The sequence below is a fragment of the Microbacterium invictum genome, assembly GCF_014197265.1.
GTDB lineage: Bacteria > Actinomycetota > Actinomycetes > Actinomycetales > Microbacteriaceae > Microbacterium > Microbacterium invictum.
Genome location: NZ_JACIFH010000001.1, coordinates 648,492 through 673,354, shown reverse-complemented (window position 1 = coordinate 673,354; position 24,863 = coordinate 648,492). Strand labels below are relative to the sequence as shown.

General features: G+C 69.6%; 27 protein-coding genes, 1 tRNA gene and 1 other RNA gene. 9 read left to right on the top strand and 20 right to left on the bottom strand.

Going from position 1 to position 24,863, the window contains the following annotated elements:
* The first annotated feature begins 16 nt into the window (after positions 1–16).
* On the top strand, positions 17–823 hold the full coding sequence (locus tag BKA10_RS03270) for an IclR family transcriptional regulator (protein WP_183498577.1): 807 nt from the start codon (positions 17–19) through the stop codon (positions 821–823).
* On the opposite strand, the gene BKA10_RS03265 is transcribed toward BKA10_RS03270, so the two are convergent.
* From BKA10_RS03265 to BKA10_RS03225, 9 genes are read right to left on the bottom strand one after another with little or no spacing between them, the layout of a single operon-like run.
* Positions 807–1,709 (bottom strand): alpha/beta fold hydrolase, encoded by a 903-nt coding sequence (locus BKA10_RS03265; RefSeq protein ID WP_183498576.1) that lies wholly within the window; start codon positions 1,707–1,709, stop codon positions 807–809. The two genes, BKA10_RS03270 and BKA10_RS03265, sit on opposite strands and share 17 nt — an antisense overlap.
* Positions 1,706–2,458, bottom strand: coding sequence for a 3-hydroxybutyrate dehydrogenase (locus BKA10_RS03260; protein WP_183498575.1), 753 nt, complete (start codon positions 2,456–2,458; stop codon positions 1,706–1,708). The genes BKA10_RS03265 and BKA10_RS03260 overlap by 4 nt, the downstream gene beginning before the upstream one ends.
* Complete coding sequence (locus BKA10_RS03255; protein ID WP_183498574.1) at positions 2,451–3,137, bottom strand: TetR/AcrR family transcriptional regulator; 687 nt, start codon at positions 3,135–3,137, stop codon at positions 2,451–2,453. Before BKA10_RS03255 ends, BKA10_RS03260 begins: the two co-directional genes overlap by 8 nt.
* Positions 3,124–4,686 carry a class I adenylate-forming enzyme family protein gene (locus tag BKA10_RS03250; RefSeq protein WP_183498573.1) on the bottom strand — a complete coding sequence of 521 codons (1,563 nt, stop codon included), beginning with the start codon at positions 4,684–4,686 and terminating at the stop codon, positions 3,124–3,126. The genes BKA10_RS03255 and BKA10_RS03250 overlap by 14 nt, the downstream gene beginning before the upstream one ends.
* Positions 4,683–5,834, bottom strand: a complete 1,152-nt coding sequence (locus tag BKA10_RS03245) for a branched-chain amino acid ABC transporter permease (RefSeq protein WP_183498572.1) — start codon at positions 5,832–5,834, stop codon at positions 4,683–4,685. Before BKA10_RS03245 ends, BKA10_RS03250 begins: the two co-directional genes overlap by 4 nt.
* A complete protein-coding gene (locus tag BKA10_RS03240) occupies positions 5,831–6,706 on the bottom strand; it encodes a branched-chain amino acid ABC transporter permease (protein WP_183498571.1) in 876 nt (291 codons plus the stop codon). The genes BKA10_RS03245 and BKA10_RS03240 overlap by 4 nt, the downstream gene beginning before the upstream one ends.
* Positions 6,703–7,416, bottom strand: a complete 714-nt coding sequence (locus BKA10_RS03235; protein ID WP_183498570.1) for an ABC transporter ATP-binding protein — start codon at positions 7,414–7,416, stop codon at positions 6,703–6,705. Before BKA10_RS03235 ends, BKA10_RS03240 begins: the two co-directional genes overlap by 4 nt.
* On the bottom strand, positions 7,413–8,177 hold the full coding sequence (locus tag BKA10_RS03230) for an ABC transporter ATP-binding protein (protein WP_183498569.1): 765 nt from the start codon (positions 8,175–8,177) through the stop codon (positions 7,413–7,415). Before BKA10_RS03230 ends, BKA10_RS03235 begins: the two co-directional genes overlap by 4 nt.
* Positions 8,178–8,195: 18 nt before the next feature.
* Complete coding sequence (locus BKA10_RS03225) at positions 8,196–9,398, bottom strand: substrate-binding domain-containing protein (protein ID WP_183498568.1); 1,203 nt, start codon at positions 9,396–9,398, stop codon at positions 8,196–8,198.
* 158 nt (positions 9,399–9,556) lie between these two features.
* Between BKA10_RS03225 and BKA10_RS03220 the strand changes: the two genes are divergently transcribed.
* Positions 9,557–9,997: a MarR family winged helix-turn-helix transcriptional regulator gene (locus tag BKA10_RS03220; RefSeq protein ID WP_183498567.1), complete on the top strand. Its 441-nt coding sequence runs from the start codon at positions 9,557–9,559 to the stop codon at positions 9,995–9,997.
* The gene (locus BKA10_RS03215; protein ID WP_183498566.1) at positions 9,994–11,250 is read left to right on the top strand and encodes an MFS transporter; all 1,257 of its coding nucleotides are present in this window, start codon (positions 9,994–9,996) and stop codon (positions 11,248–11,250) included. Before BKA10_RS03220 ends, BKA10_RS03215 begins: the two co-directional genes overlap by 4 nt.
* A gap of 66 nt (positions 11,251–11,316) precedes the next feature.
* On the opposite strand, the gene BKA10_RS03210 is transcribed toward BKA10_RS03215, so the two are convergent.
* Positions 11,317–11,392, bottom strand: a tRNA-Lys gene (locus BKA10_RS03210).
* Between the two features lie 95 nt (positions 11,393–11,487).
* Between BKA10_RS03210 and BKA10_RS03205 the strand changes: the two genes are divergently transcribed.
* Together BKA10_RS03205 and BKA10_RS03200 are read left to right on the top strand one after the other, a co-directional pair.
* Positions 11,488–12,321, top strand: coding sequence for an inositol monophosphatase family protein (locus tag BKA10_RS03205; protein ID WP_183498565.1), 834 nt, complete (start codon positions 11,488–11,490; stop codon positions 12,319–12,321).
* Positions 12,322–12,356: 35 nt separating this feature from the next.
* Positions 12,357–12,947 (top strand): nitrate ABC transporter substrate-binding protein, encoded by a 591-nt coding sequence (locus BKA10_RS03200; protein WP_183498564.1) that lies wholly within the window; start codon positions 12,357–12,359, stop codon positions 12,945–12,947.
* Positions 12,948–12,954: 7 nt separating this feature from the next.
* On the opposite strand, the gene sfnG is transcribed toward BKA10_RS03200, so the two are convergent.
* Together sfnG and ssrA are read right to left on the bottom strand one after the other, a co-directional pair.
* The gene (sfnG, locus tag BKA10_RS03195; protein WP_183498563.1) at positions 12,955–14,136 is read right to left on the bottom strand and encodes a dimethylsulfone monooxygenase SfnG; all 1,182 of its coding nucleotides are present in this window, start codon (positions 14,134–14,136) and stop codon (positions 12,955–12,957) included.
* Positions 14,137–14,280: 144 nt separating this feature from the next.
* Positions 14,281–14,649: a transfer-messenger RNA gene (ssrA, locus tag BKA10_RS03190) on the bottom strand.
* A gap of 125 nt (positions 14,650–14,774) precedes the next feature.
* Here ssrA and BKA10_RS03185 point away from each other — a divergent pair.
* From BKA10_RS03185 to BKA10_RS03175, 3 genes are read left to right on the top strand one after another with little or no spacing between them, the layout of a single operon-like run.
* Positions 14,775–15,443: an SIMPL domain-containing protein gene (locus BKA10_RS03185; RefSeq protein WP_183498562.1), complete on the top strand. Its 669-nt coding sequence runs from the start codon at positions 14,775–14,777 to the stop codon at positions 15,441–15,443.
* A gap of 32 nt (positions 15,444–15,475) precedes the next feature.
* The gene (locus BKA10_RS03180) at positions 15,476–16,831 is read left to right on the top strand and encodes a M20/M25/M40 family metallo-hydrolase (protein WP_183498561.1); all 1,356 of its coding nucleotides are present in this window, start codon (positions 15,476–15,478) and stop codon (positions 16,829–16,831) included.
* Between the two features lie 28 nt (positions 16,832–16,859).
* The gene (locus tag BKA10_RS03175; RefSeq protein ID WP_183498560.1) at positions 16,860–18,314 is read left to right on the top strand and encodes an MFS transporter; all 1,455 of its coding nucleotides are present in this window, start codon (positions 16,860–16,862) and stop codon (positions 18,312–18,314) included.
* Between the two features lie 3 nt (positions 18,315–18,317).
* Here BKA10_RS03175 and smpB read toward each other — a convergent pair whose 3' ends face one another.
* The 4 genes from smpB to prfB all read right to left on the bottom strand — a co-directional run bounded on the left by smpB (position 18,318) and on the right by prfB (position 22,034).
* Positions 18,318–18,794 carry an SsrA-binding protein SmpB gene (gene smpB / locus BKA10_RS03170; RefSeq protein ID WP_183498559.1) on the bottom strand — a complete coding sequence of 159 codons (477 nt, stop codon included), beginning with the start codon at positions 18,792–18,794 and terminating at the stop codon, positions 18,318–18,320.
* A gap of 78 nt (positions 18,795–18,872) precedes the next feature.
* Positions 18,873–19,787 carry a permease-like cell division protein FtsX gene (gene ftsX, locus BKA10_RS03165; RefSeq protein WP_183498558.1) on the bottom strand — a complete coding sequence of 305 codons (915 nt, stop codon included), beginning with the start codon at positions 19,785–19,787 and terminating at the stop codon, positions 18,873–18,875.
* On the bottom strand, positions 19,784–20,845 hold the full coding sequence (gene ftsE / locus BKA10_RS03160) for a cell division ATP-binding protein FtsE (RefSeq protein WP_183498557.1): 1,062 nt from the start codon (positions 20,843–20,845) through the stop codon (positions 19,784–19,786). Before ftsE ends, ftsX begins: the two co-directional genes overlap by 4 nt.
* 79 nt (positions 20,846–20,924) lie before the next feature.
* Positions 20,925–22,034: a peptide chain release factor 2 gene (gene prfB / locus BKA10_RS03155; RefSeq protein WP_183498556.1), complete on the bottom strand. Its 1,110-nt coding sequence runs from the start codon at positions 22,032–22,034 to the stop codon at positions 20,925–20,927.
* 82 nt (positions 22,035–22,116) lie between these two features.
* On the opposite strand from prfB, the gene BKA10_RS03150 reads away from it, so the two are divergent.
* Positions 22,117–23,367, top strand: coding sequence for an MFS transporter (locus tag BKA10_RS03150; RefSeq protein ID WP_183501041.1), 1,251 nt, complete (start codon positions 22,117–22,119; stop codon positions 23,365–23,367).
* A 4-nt stretch (positions 23,368–23,371) separates the two neighbouring features.
* On the opposite strand, the gene BKA10_RS03145 is transcribed toward BKA10_RS03150, so the two are convergent.
* Genes BKA10_RS03145 through BKA10_RS16585 form a run of 4 tightly spaced genes read right to left on the bottom strand, consistent with a single transcriptional unit; the run spans position 23,372 to position 24,846 of the window.
* Positions 23,372–23,803 carry a pilus assembly protein TadG-related protein gene (locus BKA10_RS03145; protein WP_183498555.1) on the bottom strand — a complete coding sequence of 144 codons (432 nt, stop codon included), beginning with the start codon at positions 23,801–23,803 and terminating at the stop codon, positions 23,372–23,374.
* A complete protein-coding gene (locus BKA10_RS03140) occupies positions 23,800–24,273 on the bottom strand; it encodes a TadE family protein (RefSeq protein ID WP_183498554.1) in 474 nt (157 codons plus the stop codon). Before BKA10_RS03140 ends, BKA10_RS03145 begins: the two co-directional genes overlap by 4 nt.
* Positions 24,248–24,646 carry a TadE/TadG family type IV pilus assembly protein gene (locus tag BKA10_RS03135; protein WP_277816586.1) on the bottom strand — a complete coding sequence of 133 codons (399 nt, stop codon included), beginning with the start codon at positions 24,644–24,646 and terminating at the stop codon, positions 24,248–24,250. The genes BKA10_RS03140 and BKA10_RS03135 overlap by 26 nt, the downstream gene beginning before the upstream one ends.
* Positions 24,643–24,846, bottom strand: a complete 204-nt coding sequence (locus BKA10_RS16585; RefSeq protein ID WP_241740036.1) for a hypothetical protein — start codon at positions 24,844–24,846, stop codon at positions 24,643–24,645. Before BKA10_RS16585 ends, BKA10_RS03135 begins: the two co-directional genes overlap by 4 nt.
* Positions 24,847–24,863 lie beyond the last annotated feature (17 nt).

Sequence of the window (24,863 nt, the reverse complement as noted above, 5' to 3'; positions counted from 1 at the left end):
GCCTAGTGTCCACATTATGGAATCCCCCACCGTGTCCGTGCCGGGCGCACAGGCGATCGCGCGGGCCGCGTCGCTGCTGCGACTGGTGACGGCCGGGGGCGAACAGGGCCGCGGCGTGCAGGAGCTCGCCCGCGACGCCGGCCTGTCGCGCTCGACGACGCACCGGCTGCTGTCCGCCCTGCGCGCGGAGGGGCTCGTAGACCAGGACGACCGTACGGCGCGCTGGCTGCCCGGCCCCGAGCTGTTCCTCATGGGCTCCGTCGCCGCCGCGCGCTATGACGTCACGCAGCTCGCGCGCGATATCGTGCGGTCGCTCGCCGTCAAGACCGAGGAGAGTGCCTTCCTGTCGGTGCGCCGGGGCGACGAGACGGTCTGCCTCTATCGGGAGGAGGGTGCGTTCCCCATCCGTTCTTTCGTGCTGAGCGAGGGCGTGCGCTTTCCGCTGGGGGTGGCCTCGGCGGGGCTCGCGATCCTGTCGTTCCTGCCCGGAGGCGAGGTGGACGCCTATCTCGACCGGCATCCCGAGATCACGTCGAACTGGGGAGCTGCCCACGATGCGGGCGCGCTTCGCACCCGCCTGGCGGAGACGCGTGACCGTGGCTATGCGGTCAACCCCGGTCTCATCGTCGAGGGCAGCTGGGGCATGGGTGCGGCGGTGTTCGACCAGCAGGGCCGGCCGGAGTGGGCGCTGAGCCTCACCGGCGTGCAGTTCCGATTCGGTCCCGATCGCCTGCCGGCACTCGGTCGCACGCTGTTGGCGCACGCCCACCAGCTCACCACTCGCATCGCGTCGGCGCGCCGGCGGCTCAGCCCACAGCGGTGAACTGCCGGGCGATGAGTGCCGCGACACGCTGGGCACCCTCGGCGCCCATCACGACGGTGTAGTGGTTGAACCCGTCCCACCGCTCGTGGCTGACGGAGGGGTAGGTCGCCAGCAGCGTCTCGAGGTGGGCGGGCGGGTAGAGTCCCGGCGCCTCGTTCTGAAGCCCGCGGGGAACCGTGACGAACTCGACCGAATGCTGCTCGATCGCCGCCAGGGCGCCCAGGAGCGCCGTCCCGCCGTTGAGATCGACCGTGTCCTCCTCGACGGTCTGCAGGCTCGTCGCCGGCCGGTATCCGGTGCCGGCAGGCACGAGGTCGTACGCCAGGTACCGCTCGAGCTCGTCGCTCCAGTCGGCGGTGAATGCGGGATGCGCGCGCCAGAAGTCGAGGTAGTCGGCTTCGCCGGCGAACCGCATGTCGAGGCGGGCCGCGGTCGGGCCGAGTATCGCGGCCACCAGCGCCGCCGGGCTGAGTCCCTCCGGTGCGGCCAGGGGCAGCCCCCCGTCGACGAGGAGGAGCCTGCTCACGAGCTGTGGATGCCGGTGCGCGAACACGAGCGATGCGAACGCGCCCATGGAGTGACCCACGACGACCGTCGGACCGATATCCAGCGCGGCGAAGACTGCGGCGAGGTCGTCGGCGTGCTGCGCCATACCGGCGTGCCCGGTCAGGTCGTTGCTGCGACCGCGACCGCGCAGGTCCGGCGCGACCACGCGCATGCCGGGCAGCGCATCGGCGACGAGCTGCCACGCGAGGTGCGAGGCCGTGACGCCGTGCACGAGCACGACCGTGGGCGCGGCGACATCCGTCTCCGGGCCGTCCCACACGCCGACACGCAGCGCTCCCCCGGGCACGGCGACGTCGACCGTGCGATATCGATCGATCATCGCGCCGTCCACCCGCCGTCCATCGTGTAGCTGCCGCCCGTGACCATCGCCGAGTGCGCCGAGGCCAGCCAGCCCGCGAGCGAGGCCACCTCTTCGGCCTCGACGAGTCGCGGAATGGCCGACTCTGTCAGCATGATCTTCTCGACCACCTCATCGGGGCCGATGCCGTGGATCTTCGCCTGGTCGGCGATCTGCTTCTCGACGAGGGGGGTGCGCACATAGGCGGGGTTGATGCAGTTACTCGTCACGCCGTGCGGCCCACCCTCGAGCGCGGCCACCTTCGACATGCCCTCCAGCGCGTGCTTGGCCGACACGTAGGCCACCTTGAAGGCGCTCGCCCGCAGCCCGTGGGCGCTGGAGACGTTGATGATGCGGCCCCAGCCCCGCTCGTACATCTTCGGGAGCGACGCGCGGATGAGCAGGAAGGGCGACTCGACCATCAGCCGGTGCATGAAGCGGAATCGTTCCGGGTCGAACTCGTCGATGGGAGCCACGGACTGGATGCCGGCGTTGTTGACGAGGATGTCGACGTCGAGCTCGAGGTCTTCCTGCTCTGCGGTGTCGGACAGGTCGACGACCCACGCTTCTCCCCCGACCTCGGCGGCCGCAGCCCCCGCGGCGTCGCTGTTCACATCCGCGACGATGACGTGCGCGCCGCGACCGGAGAACTCCCGCGCGCAGGCGAGGCCGATGCCGCTGCCGGCCCCGGTGATGAGGGCCCGCTTGCCGGCCAGATCCTGTTCAGGCATCGCCTGCTCCCTTGTTCACGCGCACAGCCAGCGCATTGCGGATGAAGCGCATCATCTCGTCGATGACGGCATCGGGCATGACCGCCGGCGGGTTGCCGTCGGCGTCGCGCTCCCACAGCAGGTAGCGCATGCCGATGAGTTCACCGGCGCCCATCAGTGCCCAGGCGGTGACTTCCGGGTCGAGCGCCGCGTCGACGTCGCCGCCGGCCTGGGCGGCGCGCAGGCCCGCCTCGTAGCCTTCGACGATGCGGGTGTAGTGCAGCCGCAGCGTGGCAGGCGACACGAACTCGGCCTCGCGGACGACGCGGTACAGCGCCGGATGCGCGGCGGTGAAGCGGAAGAACCCCTCGAAGCCTGCGCGCTCGGCCTCGATGCGGTTCGCGGCACCGGCCATCGCCTCGGCCATCGAGTGGCGCACGCGACGGTTCAGATCGACCACGAGCTCTTCGAAGATCTGCTGCTTGCCGTCGAAGTACAGATAGAAGGTCCCGAGGCCGATGCCGGCGTGCTCGGTGATCTTGACGATCGAGGCCTCGTGGTATCCGTAGCCGGCGAAGACGGACTCGGCCGCTTCGAGGAGCTTGCGGCGAGTCGCCTCTCCGCGATGGGTGAGCGGCTTGCCGCTCGTGGACAGCACGGCGGGCGGCTCGTACGTGTCGACGTGATCAACGGAGCTCATGGGCGTCCTCCTTCACAAGCATGGTGGCGCGTTCGCGCAGTCGTGCGCGGGCGACTTTCTCGATCGACGAGCGCGGGAGCTCGTCGACGACGCAGACGCGCACCGGGACCTTGAAGCCGGCCAGCTCGGCACGGGCATGGGTGACGACCTCGTCCTCGCCCAGAGCGGCGTCGGGGGCGATCACCACGAAGGCGACCCCGCGCTCGCCCCACACCGGATCGGGCACGCCGACCACGGCCGCCTCGGCGATGAGCGGGTGCCGGCACAGGGCGCGCTCGACTTCGGCGGGGGCGACGTTCTCGCCGCCGGAGATGTAGATGTCCTTCATGCGGTCGACGACGGTGAACACGCCGTCGGAGTCGCGGTGCACGATGTCACCGGTGCGCAGCCATCCGTCCGACATGGCGCGCGCTGTCGCCGCAGCGTCGTCGAGGTATCCGGCGAACACACTCGGCCCGCGCACCCACAGTTCGCCGGTCGCGGGGCCTTCGAGCGGCAACTCCGACGCCGGGTCGACGACGCAGACATCGACGTGGGGGTAGGGGCGCCCGACGGCTCCCGGATGCCGGAGGGCTTCGTCCGCGGACAGCGACAGCACGTTGGGTGCGGCCTCGGTGAGACCGTACCCCTGTGACAGCGGGACACCGGCATCCATCCACTGACGGGCCAGCTCGGCGGGCATGGTCGCACCGCCCACGACGGCGGCGCGCAGCGTGCGGACGGCCTCGGGCGAGAAGTGCGGGTCGTCGGCGAGCAGGCGGTACTGCGTGGGCACGCCCATCATCGCCGTCACGCCGCGCTCTGCGATCAGCTGCAGGATGCGGTGGGGCTGGAACGAGCGTTCGAGCACGACGGTCGCCCCGACAGACCACGCCAGCAGCGGCTGCACGTTCCAGGCCGCGATGTGGAACTGCGGCAGCATCGCCAGGACGACGTCATCGGCGGTCAGCGGCACAGCGCCGGCGAGGGCCAGGTTGTTCCAGAAGCAGTTCGCGTGGGTGAGCACGACGCCCTTGGGCTCGGCCTCGCTGCCCGAGGTGAAGATCACCAGCAGCGGATCCTCGTCGCGCACACCGCGCTGCGGGGCGGGTGCGCCGCGGCGGGCGGGCACCGCCGCCTCCACGCCGGTCGTCCCCAGTGCCGCGGTGGGAGGGCAGTCCGCGATGCGTCGCAGCGCGTCGGCCGCGAGGCCCACGTACTCGTCCTCGATGAGCACGGCGCCGGCACGGGTCCGCTCGATCACGCCGGCCAGCTCCTGCGCGGTGAGTCGCCACGACAGCGGCACGAGCGCGATGCCCGCGCGGGCGCAGGCGAAGAACGCCACGACGTGATCGATCGAGTTGCCCGAGACGGTGGCGATGCGATCGCCCGGGCCGTAGCCGGCGGCGCGGAGCCGGTTCGCGAGACCCTGCACGCGGCGGTCGAGCCCGGCGTAGTCGATCGTCACTCCGCGGTCGTCGATCGCAAGCCGGTCACCGTCGTGGAGTGCCCGGTCGTGCAGCCAGCGACCGATCGTGTGCGCCCCGTCTGCCGTCTCGAATCCGGTCATACCCGAACCTCGGCCTGCTCGGGTGCGCCCGCTCCGGCATCCTCCGCGTCGTCGAGCCGGCGCAGCTGCGTGCGCGTGCGCTCGCCACGGCGACGCCGGATCGCGGCGTCCACGGTTCCGGCGATGCCGCCGGGCAGGAACATGACCACGAGGATGAACAGTACGCCCAGCAGGAACAGCGGCTCAGACAGCGGGATGCGCAAGACGTCCGGGAGCCCGGCGATCCACTCGGAGCGGGCGAGGACCGTCAGCCGCTGGTCGAGGATGGTGTACAGCACGCCACCCAAGATGGCACCCCAGCGGAACCCGACGCCACCGAGGACCACCATGACCAGGACGGTGATGGTGAGATCGGCGCCCACGGCGCTCGGCTGGGTGCCGGACTGGAGCAGCATGTAGGCGATGCCCGACAGTGACGCGCACCCGGCCGCGACGAGGAACACCACGAGCTTGGCGGCGTACGGGCTCATCCCGAGCACCCGGACGCGCAGTTCGTTCTCACGGGTCGCTTCGGCGAGGTGCCCGAGCCGCGAGCGATCGACCCACAGGACGACGAGGTACACCACGACCAGCACGACCAGCGTGAACCAGTACAGGTTGCGGGTGTTGACGACGCCGACGAGCCAGTCGGGCACCTGGTCGGTCGGCAGGCGCATGCCCTCCTCGCCGCCGGTGATCTGCTGGTTGCGACGCACGAGCACCGAGCCGGCCTGCGCGAAGGCGAGCGTGACCATGGCGAACGGGATGCCGGCGACGCGCATCGCAACGGCACCGGTCATCAGCGCGATGAGCAGCCCGCCGATCAGCGCGATGAACACGCCCGGGAACAGCGGCACGCCGAGGTACTTGAGACCGATGCCCAGGCCGTAGGCACCGGCCCCGAAGTACAGCGCGTGCCCGAAGGACAGCATGCCGGCGGTGCCGAGCAGCAGGTTGTACGACAGCGCGACGGCGGCGAACACCATGCACAGCGACAGCAGCGCGAGCGTGCCCGGCGTGTAGGTGGGGCCGGGCAGGACGCCGGGGATCTGGATGTTGAGCAGCGGCAGTACGGCCATGACGATGACGAGGACCGCGCCGGCCGCGAACGGCAGGTACGCGCCCTTACGACCGGGGACGAGCGCGGGGACTCCAGTGGTGACGGTCATGCTGCCCTTCCCATCAGACCGCGGGGCCGCACCAGCAGGACGACCGCGAGCAGTGCGACGACGATGAAGTCGCCGGTGCCCTCCAGGTAGAAGTTCGCGAACTGCTGCAGCACCGCGACCAGGACCGAGGCGATCGCCGCGCCGGTCAGCGATCCGAGCCCGCCGATGACGGTCACGATGAACGCGAAGATCAGCAGCCCCGACCCCAGGTGGGCGGAGACGAAGGTGGAGTAGTGCATCGCGAGCACGCCGCCGATGCCGGCCGCCGCACCACCGATGGCGAACACGAGCGTGAAGCTGCGGCGGACGTCGATGCCCAGGGCGGTCACCATCGACCGGTTCTCCACGCCCGCTCGGATGATCATGCCGTAGCGGGTCTTCTGCAGGAACAGTACGAGGGCGGCCAGCACGAGTCCGGCGGCGATCATCAGCACCCAGTAGGTGTTGGGGATACGGGCGCCGAGGACCTCGGTGTAGCCGCTCAGCCACGGCGGACCGGAGATGTTGATCGTGTCCGTTCCCCAGATGCCCTCGAACAGTGCGATGGCGGCGAACGAGAGTCCGACGGTGACGAGCACCTGCTCGATGTGCCGTTCGTACAGGGGCCGGATGAGCACCAGTTCGGTGAGTGTGGCGAACACCGCGCCCACCCCGGCGCCGACGAGGATCGACACGAGGAACGAGCCCCACGATGCGGTGCCGAGCGCCTGCGCGACCTGCCAGCCGATGAAGGCGCTGAGTGTGAGGAACGCCCCGTGGGCGAAGTTCAGCACGTGCATCAGGCCGTAGATGAGGCTGAGGCCGGAGGCGACCAGGAAGTAGAGCGCACCGAGACCGATGCCGGTGAGGAGGATCAGGACGAGACTGCTCATGCCACCGCCTCCGCACTCACGCCGAGCAGCCGTGTGGTCAGCGCGTTGTCATCGAGGATGTCGGTCGCCTTCCCGGTATGGACGACGCGTCCGCCCGCGATCACGATCGCGTCGTCGGCGAGCTGGCGGACGACCTCGAGGTTCTGCTCGACGAGCAGGATGGGGACGAGCTTCGATGCCTCGGCCAACGCCTCCGCGACCTCTCCGACGATCTTCGGCGCGAGTCCCTTCGTGGGCTCGTCGACCAGCAGGATCGCGTTGTCGTTGAGCAGGGCTCGGGCGACCGAGACCATCTGCTGCTGGCCGCCCGAGAGAGTACCGGCCATCTGGGCGCGCCGGGCCACCAGATCGGGGAAGAGCGCGGCCACGAACTCGCGGCGCGGGTTCTTCGTGCGCTCGGCCATCGCCAGGTTCTCCGCCACGGTGAGCTTCGCGAAGACCTCGCGGTCTTCGGGCACGTAGCCGACCCCGCGCTGCACGATCTTGTGCGTGGGCAGCCCGTCGATGCGCTCACCGGCGAGCGTCACGGCGCCGCGGCGCTGGATAAGGCCGAGGATCCCCCGGATCGTGGACGTCTTGCCCACGCCGTTGCGGCCGAGGACGGCGGTGATGCCGGTGGCGGGGACGTCGAAGGTGACGTCCTCGACGACCTGCTGGCCGGCGATCGACGCGGAGAGGTGCCGGACGGTGAGGATGGGGGCGGCGGTCATGCGGCTGTCCCGAGGTAGGCGCTCTGGACGAGCGGGTTGGCCATGATGTTCTGGGGCGAGTCGAACGCGATGATGGAGCCGGCGTACATGACCGCGACCTTGTCGACCAGGCCCATGAGCACCTCGATGTGGTGTTCGACCATGAGCACCGTGCAGTTGTTGACGCGCTGCATGTCGCGGATGTTCTCGACGAGGCCGGCCACATCGCCGGAGGCCACGCCGGCCATGGGCTCGTCCAGCAGCACGATGGACGCGTCGGTGGCCAGCAGCACGGCGATCTCGAGCTTGCGCTTGTCACCGTGCGAGATGTCGCCGGCGGGGGTCTCGAGCTTGTGGCCGAGCCCGACGAGCACCAGCTTCTCCAGCGCGAGCGCGGTCGCGGCATCCGATCTGCGAGGGAACTTCAACAGCGAGTAGTTGCCGCCGAGGGTGACCTGCGCCGCGAGGCGGACGTTCTCGAGGACGCTGAGCCTGGGGAACAGACTCGACGTCTGGAATGTGCGACCCAGCCCCGCCCGGGCCCGGTGGGGCACCGACGAACGGGTGATGTCCGTTCCGTTCATCAGGATGCTCCCGGCGGTGGGCCGCAGGATGCCGGAGACCACGTTGAACAGCGTGGTCTTTCCGGCACCGTTGGGGCCGATCACGCCGACCAGTGAGCCGGGCGCGATGTCGAGGTCGACATCCTTCAGGATGGTGGCGCCGCCGATCTGCAGGCCGAGGCCTTTGATCGCGAGCGCGGACGGGGCTGAGTTGCTCATCGTGTGCGAGTCTCCCGCCTACTCGGCTTCGGCCGGCGCGACCTCGTCGGCCGGGACCGTGGCGACCAGTTCGGGGATGAACGAGTCGCCGTCGGCGACGAGCTTCACCTGGTACATCTCCTGGATGAGCGCGTGGTCACCGGCGCGGACGGTCGTCGTGCCCTTCGGCCCGTCGAACGAGTATCCCTCGAGCGCGGCGACCATGGCATCCACGTCCCCTGCACCCTCTTCGATGGCATGCACCAGCATGAGCGCGGCATTGAATCCATCCGGCGTGAACAGGTCGGGGGTGCCACCGGCGGCTTCGACCGCCTCCACCATCGCGTCGTTCACGTCGTTGTCGGGGGCGCCCGGGAAGTAGTGGTTCAGGAAGCTGATCTGCTCCGAAGCCTCACCATACGCACCGAAGGTGACCGCGTCGCCGAGACCGGTCACCACGGGGATCTCGTCGAGGACGCCTTGCTGGCTCATCGCCTGCCACATCGCACCGGAGGTGGCACCGGCCCACGCGACGAAGACGAGGTCGGGCGAGCCTGCGAGCACCTGCTGCGCGAAGGTCGTGAACTCGGTGACGTCCTCGGCGACCAGCACACTGTCGACCTCGGCGCCCTTCGCACCGAGGATCGCCTGGACGGCCGCCTCGTTGCCCTGCCCGAACGCGTTGTTCTGCGCGAACACCGTGACCTTCTTGCCGTCGATGTCATCCACGAACGTGCCCGAAGTCGCCACGTCCTGCGCGGACTGGCGGCCGGTGCGGAACGTGTAGTCGTTGATGCCGGTGATCGCATCGGCCGCGGCGGGACCCGACAGGAACAGCACTTGATTCTGACCGGCCTGCTCGGCCACGGCGAGGGCGACGCCCGAAGAGGCGCTGCCGGCGAGGATCTGCACCCCGTCGCCGATGAGCTCCTTCGCGATGGTGACGGCCGTGTCGGGGTCGCCCGCGTCGTCGCGGTAGTCGATGGTGATCTTCGTGCCGTCGACCTCGTTCGTGCCGTCGGTGGCGTAGTCCAGGCCGGCGCGGAAGCCGTCGAGGTACTGCGCACCGTAGCCGGCCAGCGGACCGGTCTCACTCGTGATGACGCCGACGGTGACCTCCGCGGGGCCCTCGTCGCCGGCCGGAGCACCACCGGGCGTCTCGGCCGCCGGCGCGCACGCCGCCAGGACGAGGGCGGCCGTGGCGACCACGGAGCCCAAGAGCAACTTCTTCGTAACTCGCATGTGAATGCCTTTCACCATTGGAAGCAAACCTGAGATCTGATTCAGGTAACGCCATCTTGCGTGCACGCGGCGATGATGTCAACTCTTCGGACGTGGGGTCGGCAACCGTTGCCGGACCTTTACATTTGCGCGTTATATAGCAGTATTATGTTTTTCTGATGCCCCGAAGCGAAGAACTGCTGCAGCTGATGATCGCCGCGCATGCCCTGACCCGCGTCGCGGCGCTCGATACCCGCACCGAGACACCCGCCGCGCAGTGGCGCAGCCTGACACTGCTGCGCGATCACGGTCCGCAGCGTGTGGGCGACCTCGCCCGGCTCAGCCGCATCAGCCAGCCCGGCATGACGCGGCTGGCCGGTCAGCTCGCCGACGCGGGCCTCATCGAGCGCACGAGCGACGCCACAGACTCGCGTGTCGCCATTCTCACCGTCACCCCCGCCGGGCTGAGTGCACTCGATGCGTGGCATGACGAACTGCGTAGCGCGCTGGCGCCGCGGTTCGCCGACCTGACCGATCAGGAGTGGGCGACGCTCAACAGCGCCGCCGACATCCTCACGCGAAAGACCGGGGTCGAGGCCCCGGAGAGGAAGATCAGATGAGCACGGGCACGGCCCCGAGCGTCCGGGTGACGGCGGGCATGGCCCCCAGCGTGTGGCGTCAGCCGGCGCAGGTGTGGGCGGTGGCCTTCGCGTGCGTCGTCGCGTTCATGGGGATCGGACTCGTGGACCCGATCCTGCCGGCGATCGCGGAGTCCCTTGAGGCGACACCGGTCGAGACCGAGCTGCTGTTCACGAGCTACCTCGTCGTCACCGGGCTCGCGATGCTCGTGACCAGTTGGGTCTCCAGCCGCATCGGTGCGAAGAAGACGCTCCTGATCGGCCTCGGGCTGATCCTCGTCTTCGCGCTGCTGTGCGCACTGTCGGGCAGCGTCGACGCCGTGATCGGGTTCCGCGCGGGATGGGGCCTCGGCAACGCGCTGTTCATCTCCACGGCGCTCGCCACGATCGTCGGCGCAGCCAGCGGAGGCAGCGCGACGGCGATCGTGCTGTACGAGGCGGCGCTCGGACTGGGCATCGCCATCGGTCCGCTGCTGGGCGGAATCCTGGGCGAGATGAGCTGGCGCGGACCGTTCTTCGGTGTCGTCGTGCTGATGGCGATCGCCCTCGTCGCGGTCAGCGTGCTGCTGCGCACCGACGACCCCAACCGCACGCCGATCCCGCTGTCCGCGCCGATCCGGGCCCTGCGTCAGCCGGCGCTGGCCACGCTCGCCATCGCGGCCGTCTTCTACAACATCGGATTCTTCGTGCTCCTGGCGTTCTCGCCGTTCCCGCTCGGATTCGGCGCCATGGGCATCGGCCTGACGTTCTTCGGCTGGGGCGTGGGCCTCGCGGTCGCCAGCGTCTGGGTGGCGCCTGTTCTGCTGCGCCGAATGAAGCGCACCACGGCGATGCTGGCGGTCCTGCCGCTGCTCACCCTGGACCTGCTCGCCGCTGCCGTCTTCGTCAACAATGCCCCCGCCCTGGTCATCTGCATCATCGTGGGCGGACTGCTGCTCGGCCTCATGAACACGATCCTGACCGAGTCCGTGATGGAGGCGACCGACCTGCCGCGCGCGGTGGCGAGCTCTGCCTACTCGGCGGTCCGCTTCCTCGGCGGTGCGGCGGCCCCGCCGATCGCCGCTGCCCTGTGGCACTGGTTCAACGCGGCCATCCCGTTCGTGTTCGCCGCCGCGTCCGTCCTGATCGCCGCCGCCACGATCCTGATCCGCCGCCGCACGCTGGCGCGCATCGACGTGGCGGAGGCGGATGCCGCGGAGGTGGCCACCGCGGTCGTCGTCGGCGACGCGGTCTGAGACTCCGGCATCCATTCGATGACGAAACCCCCGCTCCGACGGTGTCGCCGGGCGGGGGTTTCGGTGTGGTGCACCCCCTGGGACTCGAACCCAGAACCCACTGATTAAGAGTCAGTTGCTCTGCCGATTGAGCTAGAGGTGCAGGCTGTCCGCTATCAGGCGAACCGAGGGTCAACGTTACCATCTTGATGCGCTGGTTCGCCAATCGAGCCGGCACCGGCCCCGTATCCTGGAGGGGTGACTCCCCCCGCTCCCGCGACGCCCTGGTCGACGCCGTACGAGGGCGACCTCTCGGCCGATCTCGCGTTGGCTCTTCGAGCGGCCGATGCCGCTGACGCGGTCGCGATGGCCCGCTTCGACGCGCCGGACCTCGACGTGCAGCTCAAGGCTGACTCCTCGCATGTGACCGAGGCCGACCTGGCCACCGAACGGGCGATCCGCACGCTGCTCGAGGCCGAGCGGCCGGCCGACGGCATCTTCGGCGAGGAGTTCGGCGTCACCGGGACCTCGGCCCGTCAGTGGATCATCGACCCGATCGACGGCACCGCGAATTACCTCAAGGGCATCCCGATGTGGACGACGCTCCTCGCCCTCGTGGTCGACGGCGTCCCCCGCGTGGGCGTGGCCAGCCAGCCGGCCATCGGGCGCCGGTGGTGGGCGGCGTCCGGGCTCGGCGCCTGGACGAATGTGCCCGGCGGCGAGCCGCGTCGCCTTCGCGTGTCGTCGGTCTCGACTCTCGCGGAGGCCAGTGCCAGTTTCCAGAGCCTCAGCCAGTGGGACGAGGTCGGTCGAACCGATGCGCTGTTGCGACTCACCCGAAGCGTGTGGCGCGACCGTGGCTATGGCGACGCCTGGCCGTACATGCTGCTGGCCGAGGGAAGGCTCGAGTTCGTCGCCGAATTCGACGTGAAGGAGTACGACATCGCCGCTCTCGTGCCCATCGTCCGCGAAGCCGGGGGCCGTTTCACCGACATCGAAGGGGCGGACTCGCTGGCGTCGCGGTCTTCGCTCGCGACCAACGGCATCCTGCACGACCAGTTCCGCGCGCTCATCGACGGCGCCACGAACTGATATCAACCCCCGACCCCGGAGTATTCACCACCATCATGCGTTCTTCTCTTGCCCGCGTCACCGCAAGCGCGGCGATCGCCGCGGCGGCCCTCCTGACCGCCTCGTGCGCCGGCACGCCCGAAGCCGCTCCGCCCGTCACCACGGCTCCGCCCGCCGCGCCGACCACCGGCGCGACCGATCCCGCGACGCCCGCGCCCGACGTCACCGACGAGGCCCCCGAGCCGGTCACCGCCACCTGCGAGACCCTCGTGTCGACCGACACGCTCGCCGAGCTCGAGGCGCAGAGCTGGACATACAAGGAGGAGCCCTTCGTCATCGGCGACGTCGCACCGGCCGACGGCATCAGCTGCACCTGGGGCGACTTCTCGGTGGCCACCGGAAACGTGCTGATCTTCGCCTGGGCGCCCCTGACGGCGGACGAGGTCACGACAGCTCAGGCGCAGCTCGACGAGGACGGCTGGATGCGCGAGGACTCGGATGCCGGTGTCTACTACACCGAAGACCCGATGCAGGCGCTGAACACAGATGAGAACGGGTACGGCATGACCTACCGGTTCGGCGATGACTGGGTGACCCTGTCCGACACGAAGCAGGGCCTGCTGCTCATCGAGCGCCCGGCCGCCTGAACCGGGCTCAGACCAGCGCGCCCGCCGATGTATCGGCGAGTTCGGGCAGGAGGTCGGTGTTCAGCTCGGTGCCGTGCTCGCGCGCCAGGTCCTGTTCCTTCGCGCGCACGATCGGCAGCACCTCCCGGCCGAACGCGGCGAGTTCCTCCTGGAAGTGCAGATAGGCGGTCAGCAGCAGGTTCACGCCCACCCGCTTGTACGCGATGATGCGGGCGGCGACCTCTTCGGGCGTCCCGATGAGCTGGGTCTTGAAGCCGTCGTTGTACTGCACGAGGTCCTCGAACGACGAGTCGGCCCACATTCCGCGACCGTCGGCCGTGGACTGGCCCGCTTCCTTCACCGCCTCGCGGAAACCCTCCACGGCGGGGCGGTGCGCCTTGGCGACGATCTCGCGCAGCGTCTCCTCCGCCTCTGAACGGGTATCGCGCACGATCGCGAAGCCGTTGAGGCCGAAGCGCGGGGTGCGCCCCGCCTCCTCCGCAGCCGCGCGTACGCCGGCGACGTTCTCCTCGTAGCCGTCGAGGCTGCGGCCGTTGGAGAAGTACCAGTCGGCCACACGCCCGGCCGTCGCCTGCGCGGCGGTGGAGTTGCCTCCGAAGAAGATCTCGGGGTGCGCGCGTCCGGGCAGGTCCAGCGGCCGCGGAGAAAGGGTGAAGTCCGAGATGTCGTAGTGGGTGCCGTGGTGGGAGAATCCGTCCTCGGTGAGGAGTCCGCGCAGGATCCGGATGAACTCCTCCGTGCGCACGTACCGCTCGTCGTGCTCGAGCCAGGGCAGCCCGAAGCCGGTGAACTCGTCCTTCAGCCAGCCCGACACGATGTTGACCGCGGCGCGGCCGCCCGAGATGTGATCTGCCGTGATGAGCCACTTGGCCAGGACACCCGGATGCCACATGCCCGGGTGGACCGCCGCGATGATGCGCAGCCGCTCGGTGGCGCCGAGCAGTGCCAGGCTGAAGGCCGTGGCCTCGTGCTGCTTGTCGGCGCCGTAGCTGGCGGCGTAGCGCGCCTGCGTCAAGGCGTACTCGAAGCCGCTCTGCTCCGCGATGCGCGCGAGCCGCTTGTTGTAGTCGAACTGCCAATCGGTCCGCTGTTCGATGGTCGAGACGACGAGGCCGCCCGACACGTTGGGCACCCAGTACGCGAACTTGAGCGGCGTCTCGAACGTCGACGCGGGAGGTGTCGTGGTCATGCCAGCATCATGCGTTGCATTCGCCCGCGACGGTACTGCGCCGTCATATTGTGATACGTTCCGGCATCCACCCGCACAGACGAAGGGCCCGATTTCCGCAGAATATCGCGAAAGTCGGGCCCTTCACTCCTGGTGACAGCGGCTTCGTGGAGATGGGGGGAATCGAACCCCCGTCCATCGCTGGGATACGGCGTCTTCTCCGGGCGCAGTCTGTAGAGACGTTCTGCTCGGCTCCGACCTTTGTCACAGACACCTAAGTCGACGAGCCCAGTCTGGGAAGAGTCCCGAACGGCGTCCAGACGCCACCGTTCAGCAAGACCCCTAGATGACGCCAGGATCCGTAGCGGGGTCGCCTACGGCCTGACGGACTTCAGGCTCGCTTACGCAGCGAGGGCGAAGTCAGTGCGCTTTGCATCGGCACTTATTGTTTTGCAGAGATCGTTAACGAGATAACCCTGCATCCTCGGCCCGCTTCTCGCAGATTCGCAGGCGATGTCGAAACCGATCATCCCCTTGAGCCTTGCGGCGAAGGAACCACTGTCACCCTGTGGAGTTGTCACGTGGATGCCAATGGCACCCGAGCAATACAGCCTACAACGTGTGCGGAGTTCGCGCCATTCCCGCGTAGAGTCACGGGCATGAGCGAAGTGATCATCACCGTCCGGGGCGAGCACGAGACCCGAGTGGCGCCCGAAGAGGCCATCGCCACGGTGAGCGTCCGTGTGGACGGCGCCGAGCGCGGCGCCGTCGTGGAGCGCATCGCCGCCCTCAGCGCACCCCTGCGCGATGACCTCGCCGCCCGCAAGGCCGAGGGCGCCGTGCGCGAATGGACGAGCCAGCGGGTCGCCGTGTGGGCGAATCGCCCGTGGAACGACCAGGGCACCCAGCTCCCCCTCGTCCACTACGCGTCGGTGGAGCTCACGGCGACGTTCACCGACTTCGCCGCACTGTCGTGGTGGATCACCTCCATCGCCGAGAAAGACGGCGTCCAGGTGGATGGGGTCCAGTGGCATCTGACCCCTGAGACCGCGAAGGCCACCGAGGCGGCGGTGGCGGCATCCGCTGTCCGTGTCGCCGTCGACCGGGCGACGGCCTACGCCGCTGCGATCGGCCACTCCACCGTCACGCCACTGGAGGTCGCCGACCTCGGTCTGCTCACGCAGCACCAGGCGGCCACTGCCCGCCCCGAGATGATGCGCATGACCACGGCGGCGTTCGCCGCGGGTGCCGGTGGCCCGGCCCTCGAATTCCAGCCCGAGGACATCGTCGTCTCGGCCGCCGTCGAAGCCCGGTTCAGCGCGCGCTGAGGGCGGTCTCGGGCGGCCGTAGAGTCGTATCCATGAGCACCGACAGCCCCCGGCCCGAGACCGCACCGCGTCCTGGCATCGCCGCGCGTCTCTCGAGGATGATCGCGCTCCCGACGGTGTCGGCCGAACTCGACACCCGAGGGATGGAGCCGTTTGACGCGTTCGCAACTCTGCTTGCCGAGCTGTATCCGCTGGTGCACGAGCGCCTCGAGCTCGAGCGCATCACCGACCTCGGGCTGCTGTACCGCTGGCGGGGTCTCGATGCCGCGGCCGATCCGATCGTCCTGATGGCGCACTTCGACGTGGTGCCGGTCGACGAGTCCGATGCGTGGACCCACCCGCCCTTCGCGGGCGTCGTCGCCGACGGGTGGGTGTACGGCCGGGGTGCGCTCGACGACAAGGGCCCGCTGATCGTCACGATCGAGGCGGTCGAGAACCTGCTGGCCGCAGGGTTCACTCCCCCGCGCGATGTGTACCTGTCATTCGGGGGCAATGAGGAGACGTACGGCGCGGCCGCGCAGGAGATCGCCGCGACGCTGCGCGAGCGCGGGATCGTTCCCTGGCTAGTACTCGACGAGGGCGGGGCGGTCGTCGACGCGCCACTGCCTCTCGTCCCGGGCACCGCCGCGATGATCGGGGTCGGCGAGAAGGGCGTGCTCACCCTGCGCCTGAGCGCCCGCGGCGAAGGCGGTCACGCGTCGACGCCCCCCGCGCTCACTGCCGTGGGCCGGATCGCGCGGGCCGTCGACCGGCTCACGCCCGGCACCTTCCCGCCGCGCGCTCCCGCCGCCATCACCCGCATGCTGGGCCTGTTCGCCGCACGCGCGACCGGACCTGCGCGTGCGCTGTACCGCGTGCTCGGCGCCCTGCCCCCACTGACGGCGCGTGCCTTCGTGCTGCTGGGCGGCGAGCCGGCGGCCCTGGTGCGCACGACGGTCGCGGCGACCATGCTCGCCGGTGGAACGGCCGCGAACGTGCTGCCCTCACAGGCCTCGGCGACGGTGAACCTGCGGATCGCGCTCGGCGAGACCGTTGCCGGTACGGTCCGCCGCGTGCGTCGTCGCGTCCAGGACTCGCACGTGCACGTCGAGGTGCTCGAAGGAAGCGAGCCCTCACCCGAGTCCGCGACCGACACTGCGCAGTTCACGCTGCTGCGCGATGCCCTCGCCGTCTCGCACCCCGCTGCCGCGGCCGTGCCGTACGTCTCGATGGCGGCCACCGATTCGCGGCATTTCCATCGCTTCTCACCGGCGGTGTTCCGGTTCGCGCCGCTGGCCATGTCGGCGGCGCAGCGCGCCGGCATCCACGGCGTCGACGAGCGCGTGGAGATCAGTGAACTGGAGCACGGCGAGCGATTCCATCGGGAGCTGCTGCAGCGGCTACAGTAGACGCGCCCGAACCCCCGCAAGGAGCATGATGTCCGCACGCGTCACCTTGGGGACGCTTGCCGGCGTCGTCGGATTCCTCGCGTTCGTCGAGTTCACCAGCGGCGTGCTGCAGGGCTGGTACACGCCCATGCTCACCGACATCGCGCGGCACCTGAGCATCCACGATGCCGATGTGAACTGGCTCGAGGGCACGCAGCTGATGCTGTCGGCACTCGTGGTGCCCGCCCTGGCCAAGCTCGGCGACATGGTCGGCCACAAGCGCATCCTGCTCGTCTCGACCGCTCTGACCGCCCTCGCCTCACTCGCCCTGCCGTTCACCGACTCGTTCGCCGTGTTCCTGGTCGCCTGGGCGCTGCAGGGCTTCTACGTCGTGTGGCTTCCGCTGGAGATCGCCCTCATCTGGTCGCGGTCCCGGCGCATGCAGGGGCGCGCGGCCATCACCGCCCGCGCCGCCGGTCTGCTCGTGGCCGCCCTCGAGCTCGGCGCGATCTCCGGCGCCCTGGCCGGCGGCGCACTGGTCGATGCGATCCCGCTGTGGATCGTCCTGCTGATCCCGGCGCTGCTTGTCGTCGTCTGCTTCTTCGTGATCCTGTTCGGCGTGCAGGAGTCGCCCGAGCCCACCGGCGGGCGCCTGGACACCGTGGGCCTGGTGCTGATCTCGTTCGCGCTCATCGCATTCACGGGCGGTCTCAGCTTCCTGCGCCTCAACGGCGTCGGCGACGTCCTGCCATGGGCGCTGGTCGCCCTGGGTGTGCTGCTGGTGTGGCCCTTCGCCGCGTGGGAGCTGCGGCACCCCGACCCGCTCATCGATGTGCGCATGTTCCGCTCCCCCGCGCTCGGCCCGGTCTTCCTCACAGCCGGGCTGTTCGGCGTAAGCGTCCTGGGCGCGCAGGCGCCCCTGTCAACGTTCGCGCGCACCGATCCCGACGTGTACGGATTCGGCTTGGGCACGGGCGGGTTCCAGACCTCGCTCATCATCGGCGTCTACCTGATCGCGATGATCGTCGGCGCCCTGACTTTCCCTCTGGTCGCCCGCCGCTTCACTCCGCGCGTGGCCCTCATCGGCGCGGCACTCCTGGTCGGCGTCGGCTTCCTGCTGTTCCTGCCGTTCCACACCGCCTACGCGCAGGTCATCAGCAACATGGTCGTCGTAGGTCTCGGCTCGGGCGCGCTCGTGGCCGCGTTGCCGGCCGCGGCGGCAGCGGCGGCGCCGGCCACGCAGACCGGCGTGGCCACCGGGCTGACCAATTCGGTCAAGACCGTGGGCGGCGCGATCGCGTCGTGCGTGTTCGGCATCGCGCTGTTCCACGGCGCGACCGGAGCGGGCGTCGCCGCCGAAGGCACGGCCGGATCGTTCACCGGCTACCTCACGGTGTGGATCGTGTGCGGCGTGACGGCCCTGGTAGCGGCCGTCCTGCTCGTATTCGTGCCCAAGCAGGCCTTCACCGATCACTCGGTGGATGCCGTGCCGGCAGTGGTCTGAACGCTAGTCCCCGAGGCGGTTGCGCGTGCGCATCGCACGCTCGGCTTCGCGCTTGTCTTCGCGCTCGCGGATGGTCTGACGCTTCTCGAACTCGCGCTTTCCCTTCGCCACGGCGATCTCGACCTTCGCGCGACCGTCGGAGAAGTAGAGCTTGAGCGGAACCAGGGTGTAGCCGCCCGCGCTGATCGCGTGCGAGAGCTTGACGATCTCGTCCTTGTGCAGCAGCAGCTTGCGCGTGCGCTTGGCGGAGTGGTTCGTCCAGTGGCCCTGCGAATATTCCGGGATGTTGACGGCGTCGAGGTAGGCCTCGCCGCGATCGATGTACGCGTAGCCGTCCGAGAGGTTCGCGCGGCCCTGGCGCAGCGACTTCACCTCGGTGCCGGTGAGCACGAGGCCCGCTTCGCACGTCTTCTCGATCGCATACTCGTGGCGCGCGCGACGGTTGGTCGCAACGACCTGTTCACCGCGCTCGCGGACCATGGCTGTTCTCCTCGTTCGAGCCGCGGAGTCACCCGGACGGGCGGTGCGGCAGCAGGCCAGTCTAGCGGAGCGGGCAGCTCACGCGCGCAGCCACCGCCTGATGGCGAAGCCGGCCGACAGCGCCGCCAGCCCAAGCCCGATGATGATGATGAGCGGGATCACGACGGCGACCTCGCCCAAGCCGACCCAGTTCGTCACGAAGTCGATCCGGTCGCTCAGATACTGCCGCACTCCGAACTGCACGCCGGCGATGATCGCCCCGCTGGCCAGCAGCGAGCCGATGAACGCGGCGAAGACGCCCTCGAGGATGAACGGGGTCTGGATGAACCGGTTCGAGGCGCCCACCAGCCGCATGATCCCGAGTTCGCGTCTTCGGGCGAACGCCGACAACCGGATCGTCGTGCCGATCAGCAGGACGGCGGCCACCAGCATGAGCCCCGCAATGCCCACCGCGACATACGTCGCGATCGTCAGGGCCGAGAAGAGCGGATCCAGATACTGCATCTGGTCCTTCACCTCCTCGACGCCGGCCTGTCCGCCGAACGCCTCGCCGATCACGTCGGTCTGCTCGGGATCGACGAGATTGACCCAGAACGTCTCGCCCAGCTGCTCGGGCGTGATGAAGTCCTTGTAGTCGTCGCCGTAGAGATCGAGCACGTTCTGATACGCCTCGTCGCGGGTCTCGAAGCGGACATCGCGCACGACATCGGCAAGCGCGGCACTGTCGAGCTTGTCCTGCACGGCGGCCACCTGCTCTTCGGTGGCGACGCCGTCCGCACACGTCGTGGCGGTCGAGTCGGCCCGGCACATGAACAGCGCGACCTGCGCCCGGTCGACCCAGTAGTCCCGCATGAGGCCGATCTGCATCTGCATGAGCATCGCCGCACCCACGAACGTGAGCGAGACGAAGGTCACCAACACGACCGAGACCACCATCGACGCGTTGCGACGCAGGCCCGACAGGGCCTCGGCGAGGATCAGACGCACTCTCATGAGGTCGGGCCCACTTCGTCTTCGTCGCCGGTGTCGAGCCCCAGCCGGTCGGCCACGCCGAGCCCTTCCAGGCCGAGGCCTTTCAGGTCGACCTCGGGGGCGTTGATCTGCATCGCGCGGTCGGCGGCAGCGGCCTCGGCGGGCGTGGCCCCCTCCGTGGCAGGCGCGGGGTCTTCGCCGCGCGTGCCGGCGGTGTCGGGGCTGGATGCCGGGGTGCCGGCCTCCTCGCGGACGGGCGCAGCGGCCGGGGGCTGCGGCGCACCGGCATCCGGGGACTCGCGGGCGATCTCCCGCTGCAGTTCGAGCACGGCGGTGAGGGCTGCCACCGCAGCGGCGCCCTTCTCCTGCGCGGGAGCCAGGGTCGGCAGCTGCGACGTGTCGCCGTAGCCGCCGTGGTTCTCGTCGCGCATCATCACGCCGCCGCGCAGCTCGATCACGCGGCGCTGCATCTGGTCGACGAAACCGGCCTCGTGCGTGGCCATCACCACGGTCGTGCCCCCGGCGTTGATGCGGGCCAGCAGCTGCATGATGTCGATCGAGGTCGCGGGGTCCAGGTTTCCGGTGGGCTCATCGGCGAGCAGGATCTGGGGACGGTTCACCAGAGCGCGCGCGATCGCGACGCGCTGCTGCTCACCGCCGGACAGCTCGTGCGGCAGGCGCTTCTCCTTGCCGTCGAGACCCACCAGCGCGAGGACCTCGGGCACCGCCTGCTGGATGAACGCGCGCGATGAGCCGATCACCTGCAAGGTGAAGGCGACGTTCTGGAAGACCGTCTTGTTCGGCAGCAGCCGGAAGTCCTGGAAGACCGCCCCGACGTGGCGCCGGAAGTAGGGCACCTTGCGTGTCGAGAGCGTGCGCAGGTCGCGACCGAGCACGACCACGCGCCCCTCGCTCGGGGTGTCTTCGCGGAGGATGAGGCGCAGGCACGACGACTTGCCCGACCCCGAAGCGCCCACGAGGAAGACGAACTCCCCGCGCTGGACCTCGAAATCGACATCGCTCAGCGCCGGCTTGCTGGTCCCGCGGTAGTGCTTGGAGACGTGTTCGAACCGGATCATGACTCGATGAGCCTAGACGCGCGGCAGTGCGAACCTGCTCGCGACACCCCTGCGCACCGGCATCCGGTCACCGGCGAGCTCAGTCGTCGTCTTTGCGCTTGCGCCAGCGGATGCCCGCCGAGATGAGGCCGTCGAGGTCGCCGTCGAAGACGGATGCCGGGTTGCCGACCTCGTAACCGGTGCGTAGGTCCTTGACGAGCTGCTGGCCGTAGAGGAAGTACGAGCGCATCTGATCGCCCCAGCTGGCGGTGATGGTGCCGGCCAGCTCCTTCTTCTTCGCCGCTTCCTCTTCGCGCTTGAGCAGCAGCAGACGCGTCTGCAGCACGCGCATCGCCGCGGCGCGGTTCTGGATCTGCGACTTCTCGTTCTGCATGGACACGACGATGCCGGTCGGGATGTGGGTGAGCCGCACCGCGGAGTCGGTGGTGTTGACGGACTGCCCGCCGGGACCGGAGGAACGGAACACGTCGACGCGGATGTCGGTCTCGGGGATCTCGACCTCGACCGCTTCTTCCATCACCGGGATGACCTCGACGGCCGCGAAGCTGGTCTGCCGCTTGTCGGCAGAGCCGAACGGGCTGATGCGGGCGAGGCGGTGCGTGCCGGCTTCGACCGACAGGGTGCCGTACGCGTACGGGGCGTCGATCTCGAACGTGGCCGACTTGATGCCGGCACCCTCGGCGTACGAGGTGTCCATGACCTTGACGGCGTACTTGTGGCGCTCCGCCCACCGCAGGTACATGCGCAGGAGCATCTCGGCGAAGTCGGTGGCGTCGTCGCCGCCGGCGCCCGAGCGGATCGTGACGACCGCCGACCGGTCGTCGTACTCGCCGTCCAGCAGCGTCTGCACCTCGAGCTGGCTGATGGCTTTCTCGAGCGAGGCGAGTTCCCCGCGGGCCTCGTCGGCCGACTCCTGGTCGTCCATCTCGACGGCGAGTTCCACGAGCACCTCGAGGTCGTCGAGCCGCTGCCCCACCTCGGAGACCCGCTTGAGCTCGGCCTGCCGGTGGCTGAGGGCGCTGGTGACCTTCTGCGCCGCCTCGGGGTCGTCCCACAGGTCGGGGGCGCCGGCCGCTTCGCTCAGCCGCGCGATCTCGGATTCGAGCGCGGGGACGTCCACCACCGCCCGGATGTCGGCGTAGGTGTTGCGCAGGGCCTGGATGTCGGCGGACAGGTCGATTTCTTGCATGACACTCCAGACTAACGTGGATGAGGTGACCCGCAGTGAAGAGCCCATCCCCATCGGCGACGTGCTGTGGCGTTTCGCACCCATGATCTACGGGCCCACCGTGCTGTTCGCGCTCGGCGAGGGCGCGGTCGTCCCGCTGCTGCCGATCCTGGCATCCCGCCTCGGCGCGGATGTGCCGATGGCTGCACTGGTCGCCTCGTTCCTCGTCGTCGGCCAGCTGTGCGGCAACATCCCGGCCGGCTGGGCGGTCGCCCGGTGGGGCGAGCGCCTCACGATGGTCGCCGGCGGCGGGGTGGCACTGGTCGGAACCGCCGGTCTGGCCGTCGCCCCCAGCATCGCCCTGCTCTCGGCATCCGTCTTCCTCATCGGCTTCGCCGCCGCCTCGTTCGGACTGGCACGCCACTCGTTCATGACCACCCGCGTCCCGCTTTCGTTCCGGGCGCGGGCACTCGCGCTGCTGGGCGGCACGTTCCGCCTCGGCATGTTCGTCGGCCCGTTCGCGGCCGCCGGCCTGTTGGCACTGTTCGGCGACGAGCACGCCGCCGTCTGGTTCTTCGCAGCGTGCCTGGTGGCCACGATCGCACTGGTCGTGTTCGGCCCCGACCCCGAGAAGACGATCGACGTCGGCGCCGACTCGACCCGTGAGAGCCTCGCCGTCAGCGACGACGGTGACGGCAGGATGATCGAAGACACCGGCGAGGCCGTGACCGGTGCGATCCCGACGGCCGGCCGCGACGGCATCCTGCGCACGATGTCGCGACACCGCGACGTGCTGTCGCGCCTGGGCCTGGCCGCAGCGAGCCTTTCGGCCGTGCGCTCGGCTCGGCAGGTGATCCTGCCGCTGTGGGGTGTCTCCATCGGCCTCGACGCGCAGACCATCGCACTGGTGGTCGGCATCTCGGGCGCCATAGATTTCGCCCTGTTCTACGCGAGCGGCCAGGTGATGGACCGGTTCGGCCGGCTCTGGGCCGTCATGCCCGCGATGCTCCTGATGGGTGCCGGGTTCCTCGCCCTCGCGCTCACCCACGATCTCGACCAGTCTGCCCTGTGGTTCGGGATGTTCGCCGCGGTGCTCGGCACGGGCAACGGGCTCTCCAGCGGCATCCTGCTCACCCTCGGTGCCGATGTGGCGCCGCAGGCAGACCCCGCCCCGTTCCTCGGGTCGTGGCGGACGCTGTCCGACGCCGGCGGCGCGGCGGCCCCCCTGCTGGTTTCCGGCCTCGCCGCGGTCAGCTCCCTGGCGATCGCCACCGGCGCGATGGGCGTGGTCGGCCTGCTGGGCGCCATCGCGTTCTGGCGATGGGTGCCGCGCTTCGTGCCGCGTCAGCGGTGACCGCTCAGCGCAGCGCGTTGCGGCTGGTCGCGGTCGCCTCGAGCCGGACACCCTCGGGCACGAAGAGGGTCAGCACCGGCGGATGCCACACCGTCGCCACCGTCACCCGCGCCGAGACGCCGTCCGGCGTGCCGGCGGCGATGAGGGTGACCGTGTCGAACGCGGCCACGATCTCGGCGGCCTGATCGCGGATTCCGTCATCGGTGAGTGCGGCGGTCGCGTCACCGGCATCCATCGACAGCACGAAGCCGTCGGCACCGGCCAGCGCTGCGGCGTCTGCCACCGCGTCGGCGCGCTTCTGGGCGAGATACAGGCTCGTCGCGTCGGCGCAGACGAGGACCAGCACCAGGGCGAGCAGCGCGTAGCCGATCGTGAGCACCAGCACGGTGCCCTCGTCATCGGGAGCTTCGTCGCCGGTGAGTGGACGCCGGGTCATTGCGTCCCCCAGAAGCGTGAGACCTTCTGCACGGCGACCGCCTCGACAGGGATCCGCGCCATGTCGTCGAGGCCGAGGATCGGAGGGACCAGCGGCAGGGGGACGGATGCCGCGAGGTGCACGACCACAGTCGCCCCGGCTGCGGGGCACTCGGCGCCGGCCGGGCGACACGTCACAGTGACGTCGACACGGCCGGGGTCGAGGCCGTACTCATCGGCCACGGCGGCCAGGACGAGGTCGGCCCGGGCGTCGGCGGTGGCGCGGTCCGGCGCCGATGCGATCGTGCGTGCCACGTGGCGGGCACCGGCGTCGACGCCCAGCGCGGACGACTGGATCGCGCCGAGCGCGACGATCAGGTAGACGATCGGAACGAGGAGGATGACGCCGCCGACGATGAACTCGAGTGCTGCGGAGCCCCGCTCGGACTCGGCGTCGGCAGCTGTCTCATCCGAGTGTCTCGACCGGCGCATGGGCGGTGACCTCCAGTCCCTGGGCCGGACCGAGCAGTCCCAGCAGCGGAAGGGTGGCCACGACGGTCACCTCGACGGCGGCGTGACCGAGCCGTTCGGTCTCGCGCGCCGTGACCGTCCCGGCGAAACCGGTGCCCACCGTCCGCGCGATCAGGTCATTGGTGCGACTGACGCCGTCCTGGAGCGTCGTGTCGGCCAGCGCCGCGCGGTAGGCGCCCTCGACAGCGGCGTCATGGACCACATTGCGCACGTAGACCGCAAGCCCCAGCTGAAGCACCGCGACGGTGAGCACGGTGAGCAGGACGCCCACGAGCACGAACTCGACGGGGCTCGAGCCGGTGTCGTCGTCGTGGAGAGCGCGGACGGCGGTCAGAACCCGGCGACGCTGCCGATCGCCTGCTCGAACAGTCCCTGCAGGGCCGGACCTGCCAGCCCCCAGATCAATACGACGAGCCCCGCGGTCATCAGGGTCACCAAGACCCATCCGGGCACGTCTCCCCGCTCGTCGTCGACGGTCTCGTGCAGGCGCTCTCGCCATCTCGTGAGCGCGCTCCGCCAGCTTGTCCGAGTCATCTCGTCCTCCTTCTCGA